At 36.8% G+C, this 18,507-nt stretch carries 19 protein-coding genes; 13 read left to right on the forward strand and 6 right to left on the reverse strand.

All coding sequences use genetic code 11. The annotated features are described in order from the left end of the window. Nucleotides 1–6: 6 nt before the first annotated feature. From TW85_RS03410 to rfbF, 10 genes are all read left to right on the forward strand, one after another. Nucleotides 7–1,731 (forward strand): hypothetical protein, encoded by a 1,725-nt coding sequence (locus TW85_RS03410; RefSeq protein ID WP_046015657.1) that lies wholly within the window; start codon nt 7–9, stop codon nt 1,729–1,731. An 11-nt stretch (nt 1,732–1,742) separates the two neighbouring features. Then, nucleotides 1,743–2,792, forward strand: coding sequence for an Ldh family oxidoreductase (locus TW85_RS03415; RefSeq protein ID WP_046015658.1), 1,050 nt, complete (start codon nt 1,743–1,745; stop codon nt 2,790–2,792). 154 nt (nt 2,793–2,946) lie between these two features. Further along, nucleotides 2,947–3,657, forward strand: coding sequence for a glycosyltransferase family 2 protein (locus tag TW85_RS03420; RefSeq protein ID WP_046015659.1), 711 nt, complete (start codon nt 2,947–2,949; stop codon nt 3,655–3,657). Beyond that, the gene (locus TW85_RS03425) at nt 3,650–5,464 is read left to right on the forward strand and encodes a hypothetical protein (protein ID WP_046015660.1); all 1,815 of its coding nucleotides are present in this window, start codon (nt 3,650–3,652) and stop codon (nt 5,462–5,464) included. Before TW85_RS03420 ends, TW85_RS03425 begins: the two co-directional genes overlap by 8 nt. After that, nucleotides 5,461–6,651: a Gfo/Idh/MocA family oxidoreductase gene (locus TW85_RS03430; protein WP_046015661.1), complete on the forward strand. Its 1,191-nt coding sequence runs from the start codon at nt 5,461–5,463 to the stop codon at nt 6,649–6,651. The genes TW85_RS03425 and TW85_RS03430 overlap by 4 nt, the downstream gene beginning before the upstream one ends. Nucleotides 6,652–6,654: 3 nt before the next feature. After that, a complete protein-coding gene (locus TW85_RS03435) occupies nt 6,655–7,380 on the forward strand; it encodes a hypothetical protein (RefSeq protein WP_046015662.1) in 726 nt (241 codons plus the stop codon). Next, nucleotides 7,370–9,199 carry a hypothetical protein gene (locus tag TW85_RS03440; RefSeq protein ID WP_046015663.1) on the forward strand — a complete coding sequence of 610 codons (1,830 nt, stop codon included), beginning with the start codon at nt 7,370–7,372 and terminating at the stop codon, nt 9,197–9,199. Before TW85_RS03435 ends, TW85_RS03440 begins: the two co-directional genes overlap by 11 nt. Further along, nucleotides 9,199–10,293, forward strand: a complete 1,095-nt coding sequence (gene rfbG / locus TW85_RS03445; RefSeq protein ID WP_046015664.1) for a CDP-glucose 4,6-dehydratase — start codon at nt 9,199–9,201, stop codon at nt 10,291–10,293. Before TW85_RS03440 ends, rfbG begins: the two co-directional genes overlap by 1 nt. 9 nt (nt 10,294–10,302) lie before the next feature. Continuing rightward, entirely contained in the window at nt 10,303–10,722 is a 420-nt protein-coding gene (locus tag TW85_RS03450; RefSeq protein ID WP_046015665.1) for a hypothetical protein, read from the forward strand. A gap of 1 nt (nt 10,723) precedes the next feature. After that, the gene (gene rfbF / locus TW85_RS03455; protein WP_046015666.1) at nt 10,724–11,488 is read left to right on the forward strand and encodes a glucose-1-phosphate cytidylyltransferase; all 765 of its coding nucleotides are present in this window, start codon (nt 10,724–10,726) and stop codon (nt 11,486–11,488) included. A 51-nt stretch (nt 11,489–11,539) separates the two neighbouring features. On the opposite strand, the gene trmB is transcribed toward rfbF, so the two are convergent. From trmB to TW85_RS03480, 5 genes are all read right to left on the reverse strand, one after another. Continuing rightward, on the reverse strand, nt 11,540–12,277 hold the full coding sequence (trmB, locus tag TW85_RS03460; protein ID WP_046015667.1) for a tRNA (guanosine(46)-N7)-methyltransferase TrmB: 738 nt from the start codon (nt 12,275–12,277) through the stop codon (nt 11,540–11,542). Between the two features lie 63 nt (nt 12,278–12,340). Next, the gene (locus TW85_RS03465) at nt 12,341–12,742 is read right to left on the reverse strand and encodes a DUF423 domain-containing protein (protein ID WP_046015668.1); all 402 of its coding nucleotides are present in this window, start codon (nt 12,740–12,742) and stop codon (nt 12,341–12,343) included. A 1-nt stretch (nt 12,743) separates the two neighbouring features. Beyond that, nucleotides 12,744–13,712 (reverse strand): hypothetical protein, encoded by a 969-nt coding sequence (locus TW85_RS03470; protein WP_046015669.1) that lies wholly within the window; start codon nt 13,710–13,712, stop codon nt 12,744–12,746. A 4-nt stretch (nt 13,713–13,716) separates the two neighbouring features. After that, complete coding sequence (locus TW85_RS03475; protein ID WP_046015670.1) at nt 13,717–14,187, reverse strand: Rsd/AlgQ family anti-sigma factor; 471 nt, start codon at nt 14,185–14,187, stop codon at nt 13,717–13,719. Between the two features lie 171 nt (nt 14,188–14,358). Then, entirely contained in the window at nt 14,359–14,904 is a 546-nt protein-coding gene (locus tag TW85_RS03480; RefSeq protein ID WP_052701815.1) for a disulfide bond formation protein B, read from the reverse strand. A gap of 95 nt (nt 14,905–14,999) precedes the next feature. Here TW85_RS03480 and TW85_RS03485 point away from each other — a divergent pair, with 95 nt between their 5' ends. Next, on the forward strand, nt 15,000–15,404 hold the full coding sequence (locus TW85_RS03485) for a flagellar basal body-associated FliL family protein (RefSeq protein WP_046015671.1): 405 nt from the start codon (nt 15,000–15,002) through the stop codon (nt 15,402–15,404). 59 nt (nt 15,405–15,463) lie between these two features. Here the strand turns inward: TW85_RS03485 and gshA are convergent, their stop codons facing one another. Continuing rightward, entirely contained in the window at nt 15,464–17,050 is a 1,587-nt protein-coding gene (gene gshA / locus TW85_RS03490) for a glutamate--cysteine ligase (protein WP_046015672.1), read from the reverse strand. A 274-nt stretch (nt 17,051–17,324) separates the two neighbouring features. Between gshA and TW85_RS03495 the strand changes: the two genes are divergently transcribed. Together TW85_RS03495 and TW85_RS03500 are read left to right on the forward strand one after the other, a co-directional pair. Then, complete coding sequence (locus TW85_RS03495; RefSeq protein ID WP_046015673.1) at nt 17,325–17,810, forward strand: hypothetical protein; 486 nt, start codon at nt 17,325–17,327, stop codon at nt 17,808–17,810. Between the two features lie 62 nt (nt 17,811–17,872). Next, on the forward strand, nt 17,873–18,475 hold the full coding sequence (locus TW85_RS03500; RefSeq protein WP_046015674.1) for an SCO family protein: 603 nt from the start codon (nt 17,873–17,875) through the stop codon (nt 18,473–18,475). Nucleotides 18,476–18,507 lie beyond the last annotated feature (32 nt).

Below are 18,507 nucleotides of genomic sequence, written 5' to 3' on the forward strand. Positions count from 1 at the left end.
CGTGTTATGGGTTATATTGTAGACTTTTTATCTAGTTCTTCATCGGCTAGACTTTTGCGAGAAGAAGTAGGCTCTGTGTATGTTCTTTTTAAAAATACTGATGAAGAAAAAGAGAAGAAAACTGCCTCGGACTTAGAAAGAAAGGGCTTTACAGTAGAATTTTTGAACTTTAAATCTGATAAGATATGGTCTGATGCTGTTGAATCGACTGACGATTTTATTTTAAGCTTTTTATCAAAGAAAAAGGTGAAAAAAAATTTAATTAAAAAAATGCTTTCGTATGCAATTGAAAAAAAAGTGTCCCGTTACTTTTTTATAATGCAATATGTTAAAAGTTTTTTTGACATGAGCTTTAATAAGCTATTACTTGAGGATAATTCTCAGGTGAGCTTTTTAAAAGGGCATGTTTTTTTTAGTGATGTCATTTGGTATCAGAAAAAATGGGGCTCTAAAGAAACAACTAATGATAAAGAGTATTTGTCAGGATATTTAAAGAAAGCTAGTGCTATAAAAAAATCTATCTCCCTTCTGAAGCTTTCTGCAGAAGTTTTTTTTGCTTTCTTGAGGTCGTTTTATATAAAATACCCAAATGTAATAGGTGGTGTTATATATATTACACATGCAACAAATAAAAATAGATCTAAGATTAATGAAAACAGACCAACTTTCAATTCTAACTCATTGATACTAGAGTTTGATCCGTCTAAAGGGCTTATAGGATTAAATGCTATAGGTTTAAAGGATTTAAAGCTGATGTTTAATATACTTATTATGCTTTTGCCTTTAGGTAAGATTATAGGCTTTGAGCATATGATCAGTTTAGTAAGATTGTATTTGAGAGGGCTTTTTCTAAAAAGGTACCTTGTTAAGACGGGAAGTGGGGTTTTATATACTGATTATGAAGCGTTAGAGTTGTTTATAACTCGTGAGTTAATAAAAGAAGATAGAGTTATTTCCTGCTCTTCATCTGTAAGTCATGGATTTAATATAAACTGCTCTAGATTTTCTCATTTATGGAAGTCGGCTGATATTAACTTTGTTTGGGGAGAGTTTCATAAACAGTTATTTCGTCTTAGTAATGATCAATCCTGTCATCACTTAAGCTTAGGCTATTTTGGTGACCAAGAAATACTCACGGAAAGCGAGATAAGCTCCGCAGATACTCGAAAAGTAGTTATTTATGATAATACAACTTACCGAGATTTGTACCATGATAGATCAGCAATGGATGATTTTTTGTTGAAATCAATTGAAAGGTGTCTCCTCCTTGGCTTTAATGTCGTCCTAAAGGCTAAATTCGATAATGATTATTATGGTTTTTTATTTAAAAAATTCTCAAAGGGTTTCAGTATAGATCATGAAAAAGCTTCAATCTCTCAAGGAGTAACAGCTGACTTAATTCTTACATACGGCCTAACAAGTCCAGCAATAACTTTGTTAGCAGCAGGGAAAAAGGTGTTAGTTTATGCTACTGAAAAAATGCATGACGAAAGGATATTTGGAAATGCTTTTGATAAAAACTGTTATCAGAGCTTAGATTTATTTTTAAGGGCCATTAATACGAATGATAATGAAACAAAGCTAGAATCTGATTTGGTTTGTTATCATGAAAAAAGTTATAAAATAAGAGTTGCTGAGTTGATTGAAGCAATACTTCAAAAACAAATTGATGGAATTGAAAAAAGTTCCATACTCGAACAGATTGTAGCAGAAACTGCTAATGTTAAGTGAGGCTTAAAATAATGTATAACTATTTTGAAAATTCAAAATTAATTGCTCTTTGTAAAGACCTATTACAGGCTTCTGGTTGTGATGAGTTAACAACAAACTCTGTAGCTGAAGGTCTTTGTGAAGCTTCGTTGAGAGGGGTTGACTCCCATGGTATTCGTCTTTTGCCTCATTACCTTAACTCTTTAGACTCTGGCCGTAAAAACGGAACGCCTAAATTTAGTTTTACCTATAAATATCCATCAATTGCAAAATTAAATGCTGATAATGCTGTTGGGCTAGCTGCTGGCCGAGCTGCAATTAATGAAGGTATGCGTCTTGCTGATGAGTACGGCATTTCAGCAATCTCTGTTCATAATTCTAGTCATCCTGCCGCAATGGCTAGCACAGCTTTATTTGCGGCGAGAAAAGGATATCTAGTATTTGCTTATACTAATGCAGATGCTTTGGTGCTATCTGAAAATGGTACAAGACCTTTTTTTGGAACAAACCCTGTGTGTTTTGCTGCTCCAAGAAGGAAAGAAGAGCCATTTTGTTTGGATATGGCTGTCAGTAAAATTCCTTGGAACAAAGTGCTTCTGGCTAAAAATACGGGAGAAACACTTCCTGACCAGGTGATTGCAGATAAATATGGACAGAGTACGAATGACCCGATAGAAGCAAGCTCTCTTTACGCTACAGGTGGATATAAAGGCTTTGGACTTGCTGCAATGGTTGAAATTCTATGCGGAGTATTTTCTGCTGGGCCCATTGGTAGAGAGCTAAAATCAATGTATGGTGCTCCAATGGATAAAGGGCGTGATTTGTCTCAGATGTATGTATTGATGAAGTGTGATGGCGCTGTTTCAGAATCATTATTTTTAGACAGGATGTCTGATTTAAGTGATATGGTTCGTTCAGAGCCTTCTCAAGAAGGAAAAAAAGTAATGCTACCAAATGACCCACAAATAGAAAATATGAAAAAACGCCTTGGGTCAGGAGTACCTATTGACTTAATTACAGTAGAGCAGCTTTCTGAAAAGACATCAGAATTCAATTTAAAAATGCCTGAAGCCTTAAATTAAGATCTAATATTTTTATAAATAGAATGAGCTAGTTGGTTATGGTGTTTGTTGAAAAATATAATAACTCTCTTTCCATAAGCCATAAGATAAAAATTTAATTATAGACCGTATAACTTAAATGAGTTAACTAGTTATAAAATAGGAGAAGAAAAACATGCTTCCATATGATGTCCTTATTCGGTGTAAAAATGAAATGAGAGACCTTCCAGAGGTGACTCGTTCCTTGCTAGCTCAAACTGTTCAGCCCAATAAGGTTGTTTTTGTGGATAGCGGCAGTACAGATGGGTCAAAGGAGTTTGCTTTACAGCAAGGTTTTGATGTAATTGATTATAACGCACCTGTCTTCAATTACAGTGAGTCTCTTAATCTTGGTATGGCTGCATGTACTAGCCCTAGGGTTTTAATTCTATCTGCGCATTGCATTCTTGTTGAAGACACTAGTGTAGAAAAAATGATTGAGTCAATCGATGTTTTTGGAGCCGCTGGCGTTTTTGGAAGGCAGCTACCCACAGAAAAAAGTAACCCCTTGGATGTTCGTGACTTGCTTACTGTTTTTGGTAGAGAGCGAATTATCTATGAACAGCATCCTTTTTTCCATAATGCTTTTTCTTTAGTTGAGCGCTCTGTTTGGGAAAAAGTTCCTTTTGATGATCGGATTAATGGAATTGAAGATAGGCTTTGGGCATTAGAAGTTTGTCGACTTGGTAAAAAAATTGTTTATGAGCCAAATGCTTTGGTATTTCATGAGCACGGGTTAAATCAGACTTCAGACTCGGCCAGAGCGTTAAGAGTCTGTCGTGCACTTTCGGTATTACATCAGGATGACGTTGTTAAGTTCTCAAGAGATGTTTGTGGGTATGAGTGAAGTATGGTTTATAAGAGAACCTTCAAAAGCAAATATCCCATATTTAATCAAACGAGATTGCTTAATAGTTAGTGACTCACCAGATGCTCGTAATGAGTTGAGGGAGTTGGGGGTCAGCGCAATTGGGTCTTCAGCATTAGTTAATAATACGCATTGGCTAAAAATCATTAATCAAAGGGATTTAATTATCCACTCAATGGATATTAATTCCATATTATTATCGCTTAATCTTGATTTAGAGTTAGAGAGCTCATTAAAGTTTCATCTTAAGTTTTTAGTCTCAGAGCTTCTGTATGAAGCTTTTTTAGTTGCAAGTGTGATTGAAAGGTATTCATGTAATAAGGTTTTTTTTGATGAAAACTTTCAGATTAATAAAATAACAAAATTTGAAACTAATGAACGGAGCACGTTTATAAAGATTAAAAAAGCTTTTCATTGCGGCATCCTTAATAAAGTTAATTTTTGTATAACTAATACCCTTTTTGTTTTGTCACTGTTGTGGATACGTTTGTTTCATAAGAATAGTTTGTTAGCTACTTCTCCTGGCTCTGGTCTTAAGTCAGTTCTGGAGAAACAATCTAGTGTTGTATTTTTATATGGAAATGGTGCCTCAAAGGATATAAAAAATAAGGTTTTGAAGTGTTTTAGCTTAAAAAATAGTGAAATGATGGCCTTTCCAGCTCCAAGAAGCACAATTAAAGCAACTAAAAATTTCGAAATAGAGGTGAATAAAGGCGCGTCTCGATTAACTGAAGGAGTATTGAAGTTAGTTCCAGAGCATCTAGGATCATTAAGTGTGAGCTCGTTAAGTGAGTGGTTATCTTTTCAGATTAAAGATTGGGGAAGTAAGAGGAAGAGGGATATGTCTGCTATACAGAGCGTTATAAGCTGTATGGGACCTAAAGCTGTGGTTAGTCAGCACTCTTTAGACTTTGCTGCATGTTTAGGGATAATTACTAAAAATCAAAAAATTAATTCATTTTTAATTAGTCATGGCTCCCATATAGTTAACGCAGATAGCGTAGCTGATAGAGAGTGGCTTGGTCACTCACGCACTATGCTTGATGGTCCATTTAAGTATACGGCAATTCAAACACCTGCAGCCAAAGCTTTTTATGAAAAAAACTGTTTTCAGACAGCTGCTTATGAAACTGGGCCATTAATTGTGAAGGGGAAGCTCTCTAAATCTAACTCTATTAAAAGGAAGGCGCTTTTTGGGCTAAATTCTGATATGAATATAATTCTGCATGCTGGAACTCCCAAGCCTCCAAATGCGCTTAGGCCTATTATTTATGAAACAACAGATGAGTATCTGGATAATATTTGTAGTTTTGTTCGCGAAGCTTCTAAGGTCCCTAACACTTTCGTAGCAATAAGGTTTAGACCATGCTGGGGAATATCATTGAAATCAATTGAAAATGCTTTAATTGGATATACGTGTTGGGGAGTGTTTTGTGATGGTTCTTTTGAAGATTTTTTAGAACAGTCTGATGCCTTAGTCAGCTACTCATCGACGACTATTGAGCAAGCTCTTTTTGCAGGTAAACCAGTTATTCTTTGGTCTGACCAAGTAGATTATAAACACCTTTTTTTAGGTTCATTTAGTGAAAAGTTGAATGCTTTAAAAGGGGTTTGGATAAGTGATTCTAGCTCTTTGGCTAGGGATATAGAGGAAATAAACTCATGTTTTTCTACCTCGAATGTTAATTATAGCGATACAGTTCAGAGTTTGTATCATAGCTTTGAAGCATTGAACTACAATCAGGGCTCTGCTTTACTTAAATTGGGAATGGGAGATCGTGTGTGATTGAAATAATCGTTATAGGTACAGGTATGTATACTATAGGTCGTAATACCGATGGGTTTGGTACAGTAGTTCCCTCAATAAACGAATGGTCTAAAGGTCAAGATAAAAAAGTCTTAGTACATTTAGTTGGTAGTAATGGTTCAAATAATAATGAAATAAGAAGTAAAATCAATGACTTTAGGAAACTGACTGGAAGTCAGTTGGAGTTTGTTATTTATCCAGAAGACAATCATTCCAATAATGAAGCGTATTTGGATGTTCTGTCATCTGTTGTTAACCCATTAGGGTGTGTAATAGCTGTACCTGATAACCTTCATTTTTCAATTGCAAAAGAAGTTATTAGTAAGAAAATTGCTACTTTGGTTGTTAAACCTTTAACTCCATCATATAACGAATCCCTTGAGTTAGTTTGTTTATCTGAAAAGTTTGAAACCTTTGGGTGTGTTGAGTTTCATAAACGTTATGATTTAGCAAACAAAATGTTTCGTGATACATATAACAAGGGGGATTTGGGTGAACCTTTATATTCGATAGTTGAATATAGTCAGCGCTTAAGCATTCCTACTAAGGTATTTAGAGGGTGGGTTGAAACTACAAATATCTTTCAATATTTAGGCGTGCATTATGTTGATATAATCAGATATGTTACCAGGGCGCATCCTGTAAGAGTATCTGCTATTGGGCAAAAAGTAAGGCTCTGTCAGGACGGGGTTGATACATATGACTCAATTCAGTGTGTCATTGAATGGCAGCTACCGAGAGAAAGTAAAACATTCTCTCAAACTATTCATGTTAACTGGGTAGATCCTGATACTTCTCCAGTGATGTCTAATCAGCGAATAAAAATGATAGGTTCTACAGGTCGTTATGAATCAGATCAAAGCAACAGAGGAGTATCATTTTATTCTAATGAGGTTGGTTACAGTACCCCAAATCCTTATTTTTGTACTCCTTATGGAACCAATGAAGGGCATGTAGAGTGGAATGGATACGGAGTAGAATGTTTTTCTACTTTTTTCAATGATTGTGTCGGATTGGAAAATGGAAGTATTTCATTAAACACTCTGAATAATGAGAGGGCTAGTTTTCAAGAAAGTTTAGTGAGTACATTAGTTGTAGAAGCTTGCAATATAAGTCTTTCTCAGAATGGTCGATGGGTTCAAGTTGATGAAATTATAAAGGGTTAAATTATGAGTAAAGTCCATGCAATGGTGCCTGCAAGATATGGAAGCACAAGATTGAGGTTAAAAAATTTATGTATGATTGATGATAAACCAATGGTCTCATATGCTATAGAAGCAGCTGTGAAGAGTGGTGTCTTTGATCGAGTTTGTGTTAACTCAGAGCATGAAATATTTAGAAAAATTGTTTCACGACATGATGTGGATTTTTATCATAGAGGCGAAAGCCTCGGTTCATCTATAGCAAAAAGTGATGATGTTGTAAAAGACTATTTTGATAATAACCCTGATGCGGACATATTAGTGTGGGTCAACCCGACGTCTCCTTTTCAAACTGAGTCTGAAATAGCTGGTGCTGTTAATTTTTTTATAAATGAGAAACTGGATTCATTAATCACTGTAGAAGAAAAAAAAGTACATTGTAATTTTGAGAACCAACCAATAAATTACAGTAAAGAAGGGCTTTTTGCGCAAACCCAAGACTTAACTCCTGTAAATCCATTTGTATACTCTGTAATGATGTGGCGTCGTAGTGCTTTTATCAAAGAGTACAATGAAAAAGGCCATGCACTATTTTGTGGATCTTTTGGGACTTACCCTGTGAGTAAATTAACATCTTTAATCATTAAAGATGAGTCTGATTTAATGATGGCAGATTATCTGATGCGATCTCGTAATATGGATAATGGCGCATATGAGTTAAGGTATGATGAGTTAGTGGCAAATGAAGAGTAAATCTTTATTTGTTTATTATGGGGTTGCTGATACCCCAATAAAAAATGTTGATTTCCTTTGTTGGAGCCGAGTTGAAGAAAGCTCTAATATCCGATCATTAATGACCTTTATCGATTCTAATAAAGTTGAATGTCAAAAACGATTTCTGGATTTTATAGATGGTGTAAAGAGAGCGCTTTTTAATGAATTGAAAAGTGATAGCCCTATAGACCGACTCTTTAAAGAACAAGTATGGTATCTGTCTCGCTTTTCAGAGCTTTCTAATCATGTAAAATCAAAAAACTTTGATATTATATTAAAGGTGCTTGCTACTGAGCTATTTTGTGAAACTAAGTCATACTCGTCAATAAAGTTTATAGGCTTTCCAAAACCGATACAAGATGTTTTAAATGTGCTTGTGCCCAATTCAGAATTTATAAACCAGAAAGTGATATCTACTAACACTTTACAGTTTGTTAGATTCAAATTTCTAATAATAGGCAAAAGTTTTGCGTATCTTCTATCTCTTTTTGCTCGCTATTTTCGTTCACTCTTAGATAAGAAGGAGGGTGAAAGTAAAAAGGTTAGTGATTGCGATGTCGTAATTGTGGATTATTTGTATGACTTTAATACTGATAAGTCTGGTGAATATCGTTCTAGGTATTGGGGAGAGCTGCCAGATGGAATGAAAAAGGCTGGGTTAAAAGTTGCTTGGCTTCATATTTTTGTTCCCCATGCAAAAGTTCCTAGCATTAAATTAGCCAATACAATCGTTTCTAGTTTTAATTCTTTTAAATTACCATCAAATAAACATTATCTTTGGGATGATTGTTTGAGCTTTTCTGGGCTTTGTAAAGCTTGGATATTGCATATAGGCTGCTTCATTAAATCTAAAAAAATTAGAAGACAATTAAAGCGAGGTGGCGATTTTCCCTTGTGGCCTTTGGTTGAGTATGATTGGGTTCGTTCGTTCGAATCTGTCGAGAATCTAAAATCTTTAGTCTTTTATAATATTGCTAATCAGATTTTACCCAAAGATTTGTCTGCTTCAACTGTAATTTATATTAGTGAAAACCAACCTTGGGAGTATTCACTGGTTGATATTGCTTTGAAGAGAGGGTGTACGAATATAGTCGCCTCTTTACAAGCTACAGTAAGATATTGGGACTTCAGATATTTACAGAGTTTACAAAAGCCTCATACCATAGATAAGTCAGTCTTATTTGCGCCGCATACAATAGCTGCAAATAGCCTGTTTTCAAGTAAAAACCTCCATAACACGCCAGCTTCAATTATTAAACAAGTTGAGTCTTATAGGATGGGGTCAAGTCAAATTGAGTTTGTTGTAGATAAAAAGAGTTTAACTCGTGATATAGTTATTGCTGGTGAATATAGTGATTCACATACTTTAATGCTATTAAGTATTATTTGTCAGCTTGGTGTTGATTTCTTGTCAAAATTTAACGTGTATTATAGGCCACATCCATCGAGTCGTTTAATAATACCTAACTTATATAATTCTTGGTTAAAAAGAATACCTGATAACTACGACTTAATAAGTGCATTGTTAGTAATTACAGATGCTAATACAAGTTTTGCTGCTGATTGCTGGGAAATGGGGGCTTCTGTTGCATGTTTTGTGGAGCCTTCTAGCTTAAATATGTCGCCTTTGTATGGTCAAGAGAGCATAACATTTTTTAGTCATTCTAAAAAATTACACGAACTTATAAATTATCATATGAACTCAGCTAGAGAGTTTAATAAGCCTAAACCTTTGTTTAATACAAACAAAGGCTCTAGTAAGTGGTTAACTATTATAGGAACTAAGGAGTTTAACTGATGTTTTTAAATGAAACATTCAGAGAAAAGCGAGTTTTGGTTACAGGTCATACCGGATTTAAAGGTTCTTGGCTAAGTGCTTGGCTTTCATCTATGGGATCTAAAGTATATGGTTTATCTGATGTTGAATATCAGTCGCCGTCTAATTTTTCAGCAAGTAATATATTAGATTTATTAGAAGAAGATATTCGGTGTGATATAAGAAACTTAGATGAATTAAAAGCTCATGTTGCTAGAATACAGCCAGACTTTGTATTTCACCTTGCAGCACAACCAATAGTAAAAACATCATATTATGATCCATTAACTACATTTAGTACGAATGCTCTAGGCTCTCTTAATATATTGGAGTCATTGCGTGATTTTAGTCATGAAGTAGTTTGTGTAATGATAACAAGTGATAAAGTTTATGAAAATAAAGAGTGGATTTGGGGGTATAGAGAGCAGGATCAATTAGGTGGTATTGACCCTTATAGTGCATCTAAATCTATGGCTGAAATTGGGATTCGTTCATATTATAAGAGCTTTTACTCAGATAACGATTTAATTAAAGTTGCTGTTGGTCGAGCAGGAAATGTTATTGGTGGAGGAGACTGGGCTGCGGATAGGATAGTTCCAGACTCAATGAGGGCTTGGGCAAACAATGAAAGTGTTAACATACGCAACCCCAGTTCAACTAGGCCCTGGCAGCATGTTTTGGAGCCCTTAGGTGGTTACTTACTACTGGCTGATTATTTAAAAAAGAATCAGGCCAGTAATGAGTTAGAGGCATTTAACTTTGGTCCAAGTTCAGATCAAAATGCATCTGTAGGATACTTAGTAGAACTGATGAGTTCAAGGTGGAATGAAGGGAGTGTGATACTAGGGAAAGCTAACCCCAAACAGAAAGAAGCAGGGTTATTACGTTTAAACTGTGATAAGTCTCAATCGATTTTAGGCTGGAGTGCTATTTTAAGCTTGAGTGATTGTACAAATATGACAGTTGATTGGTATAGATCTTTTTATCAGGGATCTGAGGATGTTCAAGCTTTAACTTTGCGGCAGATTTCTAATTATGAAAAGCTATTTATACAATCTCTAGGTAGCAATCAATGAGGTTTAATTTTGAGAAATGATCAGGTTTTAATTACAAAGTTAAAAGTGATTCAAGTTGAAGGTGGGGATGTAAAACATGCTTTTAAATCAAGTGAAGATAGCTTCAAAGGTTTTGGTGAAGCATATTTCTCTTCGATAAAAGCAGGTCATATTAAGGGTTGGAAACGACATACAAAAATGACATGTAATTTGATTGTCCCTATAGGTACTGTGAAGTTTGTCGTTGGTACCGAGGAAAGCGGATTTAAACACTTTGTAATAGGAGAAGGTAATCACTGTCGAATATCTATTCCACCTGATTATTGGTTTGCATTTAAGGGAGTGTCAGATGTTGATAGCTTGATATTAAATATATCTGATATTGAGCATAGCGAAACAGAGTCTATAAAGTGTGACTTAGATACTTTTAAGTATAATTGGGAGAATTAATTTGAAAACTATTATATTAGCTGGTGGCTTTGGTACTAGGTTGGCAGAATATACTGATTTAGTTCCTAAACCAATGGTTGAAATTGGTGGAAAACCAATATTGTGGCATATCATGAATCACTATGCTTCTTATGGATATAATGATTTTTTATTAGCTTTAGGGTACAAAGCTGATTTTATTAAAGATTATTTCTCGAATATTGCTTTGAGAAACTCAGATTTTCGACTGAATATGTCAACTGGCGAATGTGAAAAACTAAGTGGGCCACAAAATGATTGGGTTGTATCTTTGATTGATACAGGATTAAACTCAATGACAGGGGGAAGAATTAAGAGGCTTAAAAAGCACCTTAATGGTGAACGGTTTATGGTTACTTATGGTGATGGTCTATCAAATATTAATATTGATGAGCTTGTTAGCTTCCATAAATCGCATGGAAAAATGGTAACTATTTCTGCAGTTAGGCCAACGGCAAGATTTGGTGAGTTGGTTTTATCTGAGACGGGACAAGTGGAGAAATTTAAAGAAAAACCTCAGGTTGATCAAGGTTGGATTAATGGGGGATTTATGATTGTAGAGCCTGAATTTTTGGACTTAATTGAGAATGACTCGACTGTACTTGAAAAAGCACCCTTAGAAACAGCAGCTGAAATGGGTGAATTAATGAGCTATTGCCATGAAGGGTTTTGGCAGTGCATGGATAGTAAGAGAGATAGAGATTATTTAAATGAGTTATGGGAGAAGGGTGCTCCTTGGGTAAGCTAGTCCAAATAGGTTGTAATGTGCCACTAGTAATCTAGTGGCACATTACAAAAGCTATTGTGTTTTATGTTGCTTAGTGTAGATTAAATCCCAAACACCATGCCCTAGTTTTTCTCCACGCAACTCAAACTTTGTTAATGGACGCCACTCAGGTCTTGGGTGATACTTATTTGCGCCAACGGAATTGGTGTAGTTTGTTTGCGCTTCCATCACTTCCATCATATGTTCTGCATAAGGTTCCCAGTCGGTTGCCATATGAAAGTTACCTGACTCACTTAAAATTTCAGCGATTTGGTTTGCAAAGCTTGCTTGTACTATGCGACGTTTGTTGTGTTTCTTTTTATGCCAAGGATCTGGAAAAAATAATTGAAAGCAGCTTACAGAAGCTTTGGGGATACATTGAGCCATCACTTCTATTGCGTCATGGCAATATACTCTTAGGTTTTTAACTTCTTCTTCCTTGGCTGTCATCATAAGCTTAGCAACACCTGGTGGGTGAACCTCTATGCCAATGAAATCTTTTTCTGGAGCATTTTTTGCCATTTCGACTAGGGATTTACCCATGCCAAACCCGACTTCAACTACCACGTCTGCTTGACGGCCAAAAACATCTTGATAATTAAGTAGTCCATTTTCTACATCAAGCCCATAAAAGTCCCAGTTTTCGTCATAGGCTTTTTGTTGACCTTCGGTCATTCTACCGCCACGAACAACAAAGCTACGGATAGTTCTCTTATGCTCAATTTCGTCTAAATTGGGTTTGTTTTCTTGGTTTTTGTCGAGTTCTGTCATGATTTTTAATGCAATAAGTGGAAATTTAAAATGAGGGGCAATCCTAGCTTAATATAGGTCTGTTTAGCTAGTCGTCTTGATTTTTAATCTTAAAAAGAGCCATATCATATAGCCCCAACCTGCTAAAAAGAAAAGCCCGCCAATAGGTGTGAGAATAGCGAGAGATTTGTTGCTTGTGAGGGCCATAAAAAAGAGGCTGCCACAGAATAAGAGGCTGCCGATACTAAATAGGGTGCAGCAGTGCCTTATTTGGGGAAGACTGGTGTAAAAAGATAAAGTAAAAAGAGATGCTAGGCTGTGATACATCAGATAGTCACTCGCTGTTTGCCACCAGACAATGTTTTTGTCTGGTAAGGCGTTCTGGAGTGCATGTGCGCCAAATGCTCCAGCAGCTACAGATATTAAACCGAGTAAAGGTGGAAGGATATAAAATACGCGCGCGATATTAGGGTTTAGGTTATTCATTCTAATCAAGCATATTTAATAAGCCATTACTGCCAATAGCATAATACTTATCACCAGAACCGAAGGCGACAGCAAGAACTGAAGAACCTGTTGGTCTTAATTTATCTTTTTTGTTGAGTGTCCAAGATTTAAGTGTGTCGCCTGTTAATACACTTAATAACTTTACGCTACTGTTAATGCCGCCAACTAATAATTGCCTATTATCAGCTGAAAACTTTGCTTTACCATAAGTGATATTTCTAGATGTTAGGCCGCCAGTGCTTATTTCACTGACAACTTCGCCTGAACTTGTTGACCAAATTTTTGCTGTGCCAAGCTGTGCAGCAGCAAAAACATATTTGCCATCTGATGAAAGGGCTACAGATGCAATGCGATTTGAAAGCTGCCATTTCTGGCGTTGTTCACCTGTTTTGATGTCCCATAGTATGACGTTGTAATTGTCGTCTCCTGTAACGGCAATTTCACCTGCTTTATCTAAGGCGACGGCACGAACGATGGCGCCTGTTCTAAGGGTTTGTTTGATGCCTCCGTTTTTAACATCAAAGTAGCGCGCAGTTTGATCATCCATACCTACCAAGGCGAAGTCACCATTCTCATTCGCCATGAGTGACTTAATATCTCCAGGTGTGTTCCAAAAACCCTCAGATTTACCTGTCACCGTATTCCAAAGAACTAATGTTCTTGCTCCTCCTGTAATTGCATAACTACCACTAGGGTCGATATCAACACTGATTAGAGGAGTGAACTCATCTTTTGCATGGTTCCAATTGAAACGCCTTTCGTTACTCTGGACTGACCATAAGCTGCCTCCATGCTGGATTGAGCCTACTAGTGACGTTTTTGCATCATCACTAATGTCAGCAGAGTAAAGTCCTTGGCTTGCTAATTCTGAGGTGCTAACGGCATCCCCAGATGAGCAGGCGATTAACAAGGTAGAAAAAGAAAACACCAAAAAGGATTTAACCAACATCTTATTAAGCACTTTTCTCGCTATGGGCCTCATGTAGTTCTTCTATCAAGCGATCTTCTAAGCTAAATCTTTCTGCCATAACTAGGCTCAAAGCTTGTAGAGAAAATGGAAGTGCACCAAGCAATTCATTGCAGTGCTCTTTTGTGTCAAATTTATCATTAAACTCAACCACAACTTCGGTTGTGCCTTGAATTTCAGGTAGTAATTGTTTTAGCAGTAATAGAGCGCCATCATCGTTAAAGGCTTCAGCTTCTTTTGCTAATTGTTCATAAACCTCAAAGTGGCCTGTTGAGATATAATCAATTAACTGCTCGCATACCTTTTGAATATTGTTTGTATCCAAAGGTGTGAACTCGCCACGTTCCTTCAGTTGGACAAAGTTAATAATGAGGGCCTGGCGTGCATTTAACCAGCGATCTATTAAGTCGTGTACGCCACCCCAACGTTCTTGTGCAGATTTACAACCTTCTAACATGAGTATGACTCCATTTTGAGATTAATATCATTAGCGATAAATCTCTTATTTATGGCATTTGGATATGGCATTTGAGAGATATCGCATGTCCTAACGCTTCCTAGCATATGCCCATCATCACTAGGCTGCAAGCAATGATGATGGGGAATTTGAATTGTAAATAGTCTCAGCTTAACGTTTCTTAAAGCTGCAAAAGATTACAAAATTTATAATGGCAATTCCTGCAAATGCGACTAGCGTCCAACCGGGAATGCTTAAGCCCAAAAATGTCCAAACAACATCGCCGCATTCACCTGTACCCATAATCATAGCGCTCATGACTTCTTGCCAAGGAAATACTTCGACCATATAGCTTAGCCCAGGCAGGCAAGCGGGCAATTGATCTTCAGGTAGGTTTTGTAGATATAGGTGTCTAATAGACAAAGCAGCGCCTAAAACAGAAAAAGTTGTGATGGCTAGAGCGTAATATCTAATTGCTGAGCTAGACTTATGTAAGAAGGAAATTAAAGCAATTATGCCAACGATTAAGAACATAATCCTTTGCAGCATACATAACGGGCAAGGCTCAAGCCCCATCTCATACTCCATATAAAAGGCAACGCCTAGTAATGCGAAGGAGGTAAATGCGATAAGCCCATGAAAGGCTGTTGGAGTTAGCCATTTGAAAATGCTGTGACTCGATTCTTTAAACGTCAATTGGTTTTCTTTGCTAGGCATTGCAATTCCTTAAAGATTATTAAACTAATTACTACTGACAAAACTCCTGATAGGGAGTTAGTATACTGTCAATTTAACTTTAAATGAGAGAGCTCATGTTATTCCGTATTGTTTTTTCCCTACTTATTTCAAGCTTGGTATTAGCTTCGAGTGCATTTGCTGAAAATGATTCCCCATCAATGCCAGTTTATATTGAATTAAGACCAGATTTTATTGTGAATTATACGACGGAGAATAATCGACTCAAATATATTAAGGCAAGTATTACCATTAGAGCCTCTGGCGCCCAGAGTGCAGGCATTATCGAAGCAAATATGCCAATCGTAAGAGATGGTTTGGTTATTTACTTATCAGAGCTTAGAGCGAATCAGCTAAAGGGAGCTATCGCGAGAGAAGAGTCTCGTAAAGGTGCGATTGATGTACTTAACGAAAAGCTAAAAGAAGAAACCGGCCAAGAACCTATTTTAGATGTGCTCTTCTCTAGCTTTGTAACTCAGTAACTGCTTGGTAAGAAAGCCATAATCTTTATGGCTTTCTTAGATATAATCTCGGCTTGAACTTATTGAGGCTTGAGGTACTCATGTAAGAACTCATCAAAAGTTAGCTCGTCACTCTCTTCAATGTGCTTTTGACGCTGAATAGATGCAATAGATTCTTGCTGAAATTCGCTTTCAATTTCTGGGCTTAAAGACTCTTCCTGCCATTTAGCTTGATGCTTGTTCGCAAGTGCTAACATCGCTTTAGCATAACTACCTTCTTCTATTGATAAATTAGATATTTGATCTGAAGGTAATGTTTGCTTGCGATTTATTTTGTCAATTTGTTGTTGAACAGCGCTAACATAGGCTGCATTTCCTGTTAGCTTAGTCAGTGTATTGGCGACTTCTAAAATGTCATCTAATAGCATGCCTGCTTGATTTTTAATGCTAGCAGGGCCTTCTAAGAAGCGAATGACTTTATCAAGATCTCGCCCTTGAGTGACTGTTTCTTGCTGAAGAGATCTAAGTGCTTCACACTCTTCTGAAGTGAACTTCTCATCTCCGCGTATCATGCAATAAACCAAGTATGTGTCGAGGAAATAGAGAGTATCTTTACTCATACCAATAGCAGAGAAAGGGTCTAAGTCCATTATTCTGACTTCGATATATTCAACCCCTTTATCTCTTAATGCAGCACTTGGGTGTTCACCGGACTGAGCCACTCGCTTAGGGCGAATGTCGCTATAGTATTCATTCTCAATTTGAAGAATGTTGGAATTCAATTGGCGATATTTATTATCAACCTTGACGCCAATTTTTTCGTATTCAGAATACGGTGTTTGAATCGCATTTCGAATCGTTTGTATATAAGTTGATACTTCGTTGTAACAAACATAAAGATCCGCCTGAGCGTCATTGCTGTAGCCCAAATCACTCATTCTTAAAGAGGTTGCATTAGCGCCAATAAGGGTGTCTGAGCTAGTTTCTGTTAGTTTGTTGTGGCCATTTGGTAAAAAACTTTTGTCGATTGCAGGAGATGCACCGAACAAAAGAGGGAGTAACCAAGAGCTGCGCCTGAAGTTTCTGATTAAAGCGAAGTAAGACTCAGATTTGAAATCGGTAGATGAGGTTTGGTTGTCTTCTTTATAGCTTTTTAGGAAGCGCCAAAAGTCTTCATCAAAAGAAAAGTTATAGTGCATGCCTGCAATACATTGCATGACACGGCCATAGCGATAAGAAAGTCCTTGTCGGTATGCGTGTTTTAATTGGCCTGAATTTGAGCTGCCATACTCTGCAATAGGTACATCTTTATCGCCATCTATTAGCCCAGGCATACTTGCTGGCCAAAGTGACTCGCCTTCTTTTTTTAATTCTTTGCTAACAAATAAGTGGATGTTGTCGAGCTCTTCTAGTGCACCTTCAACGTCAGGGTGAACGCTAGTAATAAACTCTAACAAGGCTTCTGAGTAGTCTGTTGTCACCGATTTGTGAGTGAGTGCCGAGCCAAGAGATATTGGGTGTGGTTTATGTGAAACACGGCCATCTTTATTGTTTACTCTTAGTGCTTCTCGCTCTATTCCACGGTGAAAGGTAAGCGTACTGGCGTCTTGTTCGTTAATGCAATATGTAGAAAGTGCTTGTAAGGCATTGTGTAAAGAGGTCGACAAGGCAAGTTCCTTAAGGCAATAAAAATGATTGGCTGATTGTACTCTGTTTCAGGTGAGACACAATATGATAAAAGCGACTTATGTTTCTGCTCTTTGCTTTCCTTAATATTTGCTATTTATACCGAATGATTTGAACTTAATATAACTTGTTTTTGTCATTGAATAATTTGGTGAGAATCAAACTTAGTCTCTGTATGATGTGTCACCTGATTATTGTGCGTTATCACTATATGTTTATTTTTTAACTTGAAAATTTTCTGGGCTGTTTTTTGAGATGAAACCTAAGTTTCTTTTACTTATATCTGTTGTTGCATTACCGCTTTTATATTGGATATCGAATAATGCTGCTGAATTGGTGTTGGCGGATACTGAAAATGCAACAAAAATTTCGACCAATGCATGTCAGTTTGGTCAAGATGTTTGTGAAGTGAGTATTGATCAGCAGGATTACCTTGTTTCTGTTGTGAATGACTTTTCAGCAGGGCAAGCAATCCAAATTGAAGTTGAGCCAAAGCAGCTTACTGGGCGTGAGCAAAATAATTTAGAGGGTGTGCACTTTCTTCTTCAAGGTAAGACCATGTATATGGGCATTAGCGAGACACAGCTTCAATTTGTTGATGGTAAATGGGTAGGTTTACTCAGAATTCCTTTTTGCACGACTCAAGTTATGTTGTGGCAACTGGATATGACGTTGCAAGAAAGTGGTGATAACTATTTAGCCAGATATGAGTTTGAGATGAGGCAGGAAAGTGGTTATTAATTGAGTATTGCCTCTCTGACTCTAAAGATAAGGTTTAAATCCATATTAAAGGAAAGCATGGAATGTTAAATAAAAAGACTAGTATTGTTATTTTAATGGCTTTGGCGCTTTTAGCTGGTGTTGGCAGTGCATTGTTTAAAGGTAAAGAAGCAAGTGGATCAAATAGTGCTTTCTCATCCTTAGGTGGTGAATTTACTTTGATGGGTGTTGATGGGCCTGTTAGCTTGAGTGATTTTAGAGATGATAAGCTTGTTCTTATGTTTTTTGGCTTCACTCATTGTCCTGATGTTTGTCCTATTTCATTGACTAATGTCGCGCGTGCAATGAAGCAGCTAACGCCAGAGCAGGCAGAGCAAGTGCAGGGGATGTTTGTCAGCTTAGACCCTGAGCGAGATACACCTACAATACTGTCTAACTATGTATCTTTTTTTAATGAAAGTTTTGTCGGTGTAACAGGAACGAAGAAGGAAATAGATAAAGTCGTTCAACAATACGGTGCTGTATACCGTATTGTAGAGCTTGAGGATTCAGCGATGGGCTATAGTGTTGATCATAGCTCTAGACTTTACTTGATTGATAAGAAAAGTGAATTGGTTAAGTTGCTTTATCATGACTCAAAGCCTGAAGAGATCGCGCAGGCGATAGTTGCTACCTTAGCTCAATAGGTTTTAAACTTCACTCTCCTTTAAAAGGTGAG

Source organism: Marinomonas sp. S3726, assembly GCF_000967665.1.
In the GTDB taxonomy this organism is placed as follows: Bacteria; Pseudomonadota; Gammaproteobacteria; order Pseudomonadales; family Marinomonadaceae; genus Marinomonas.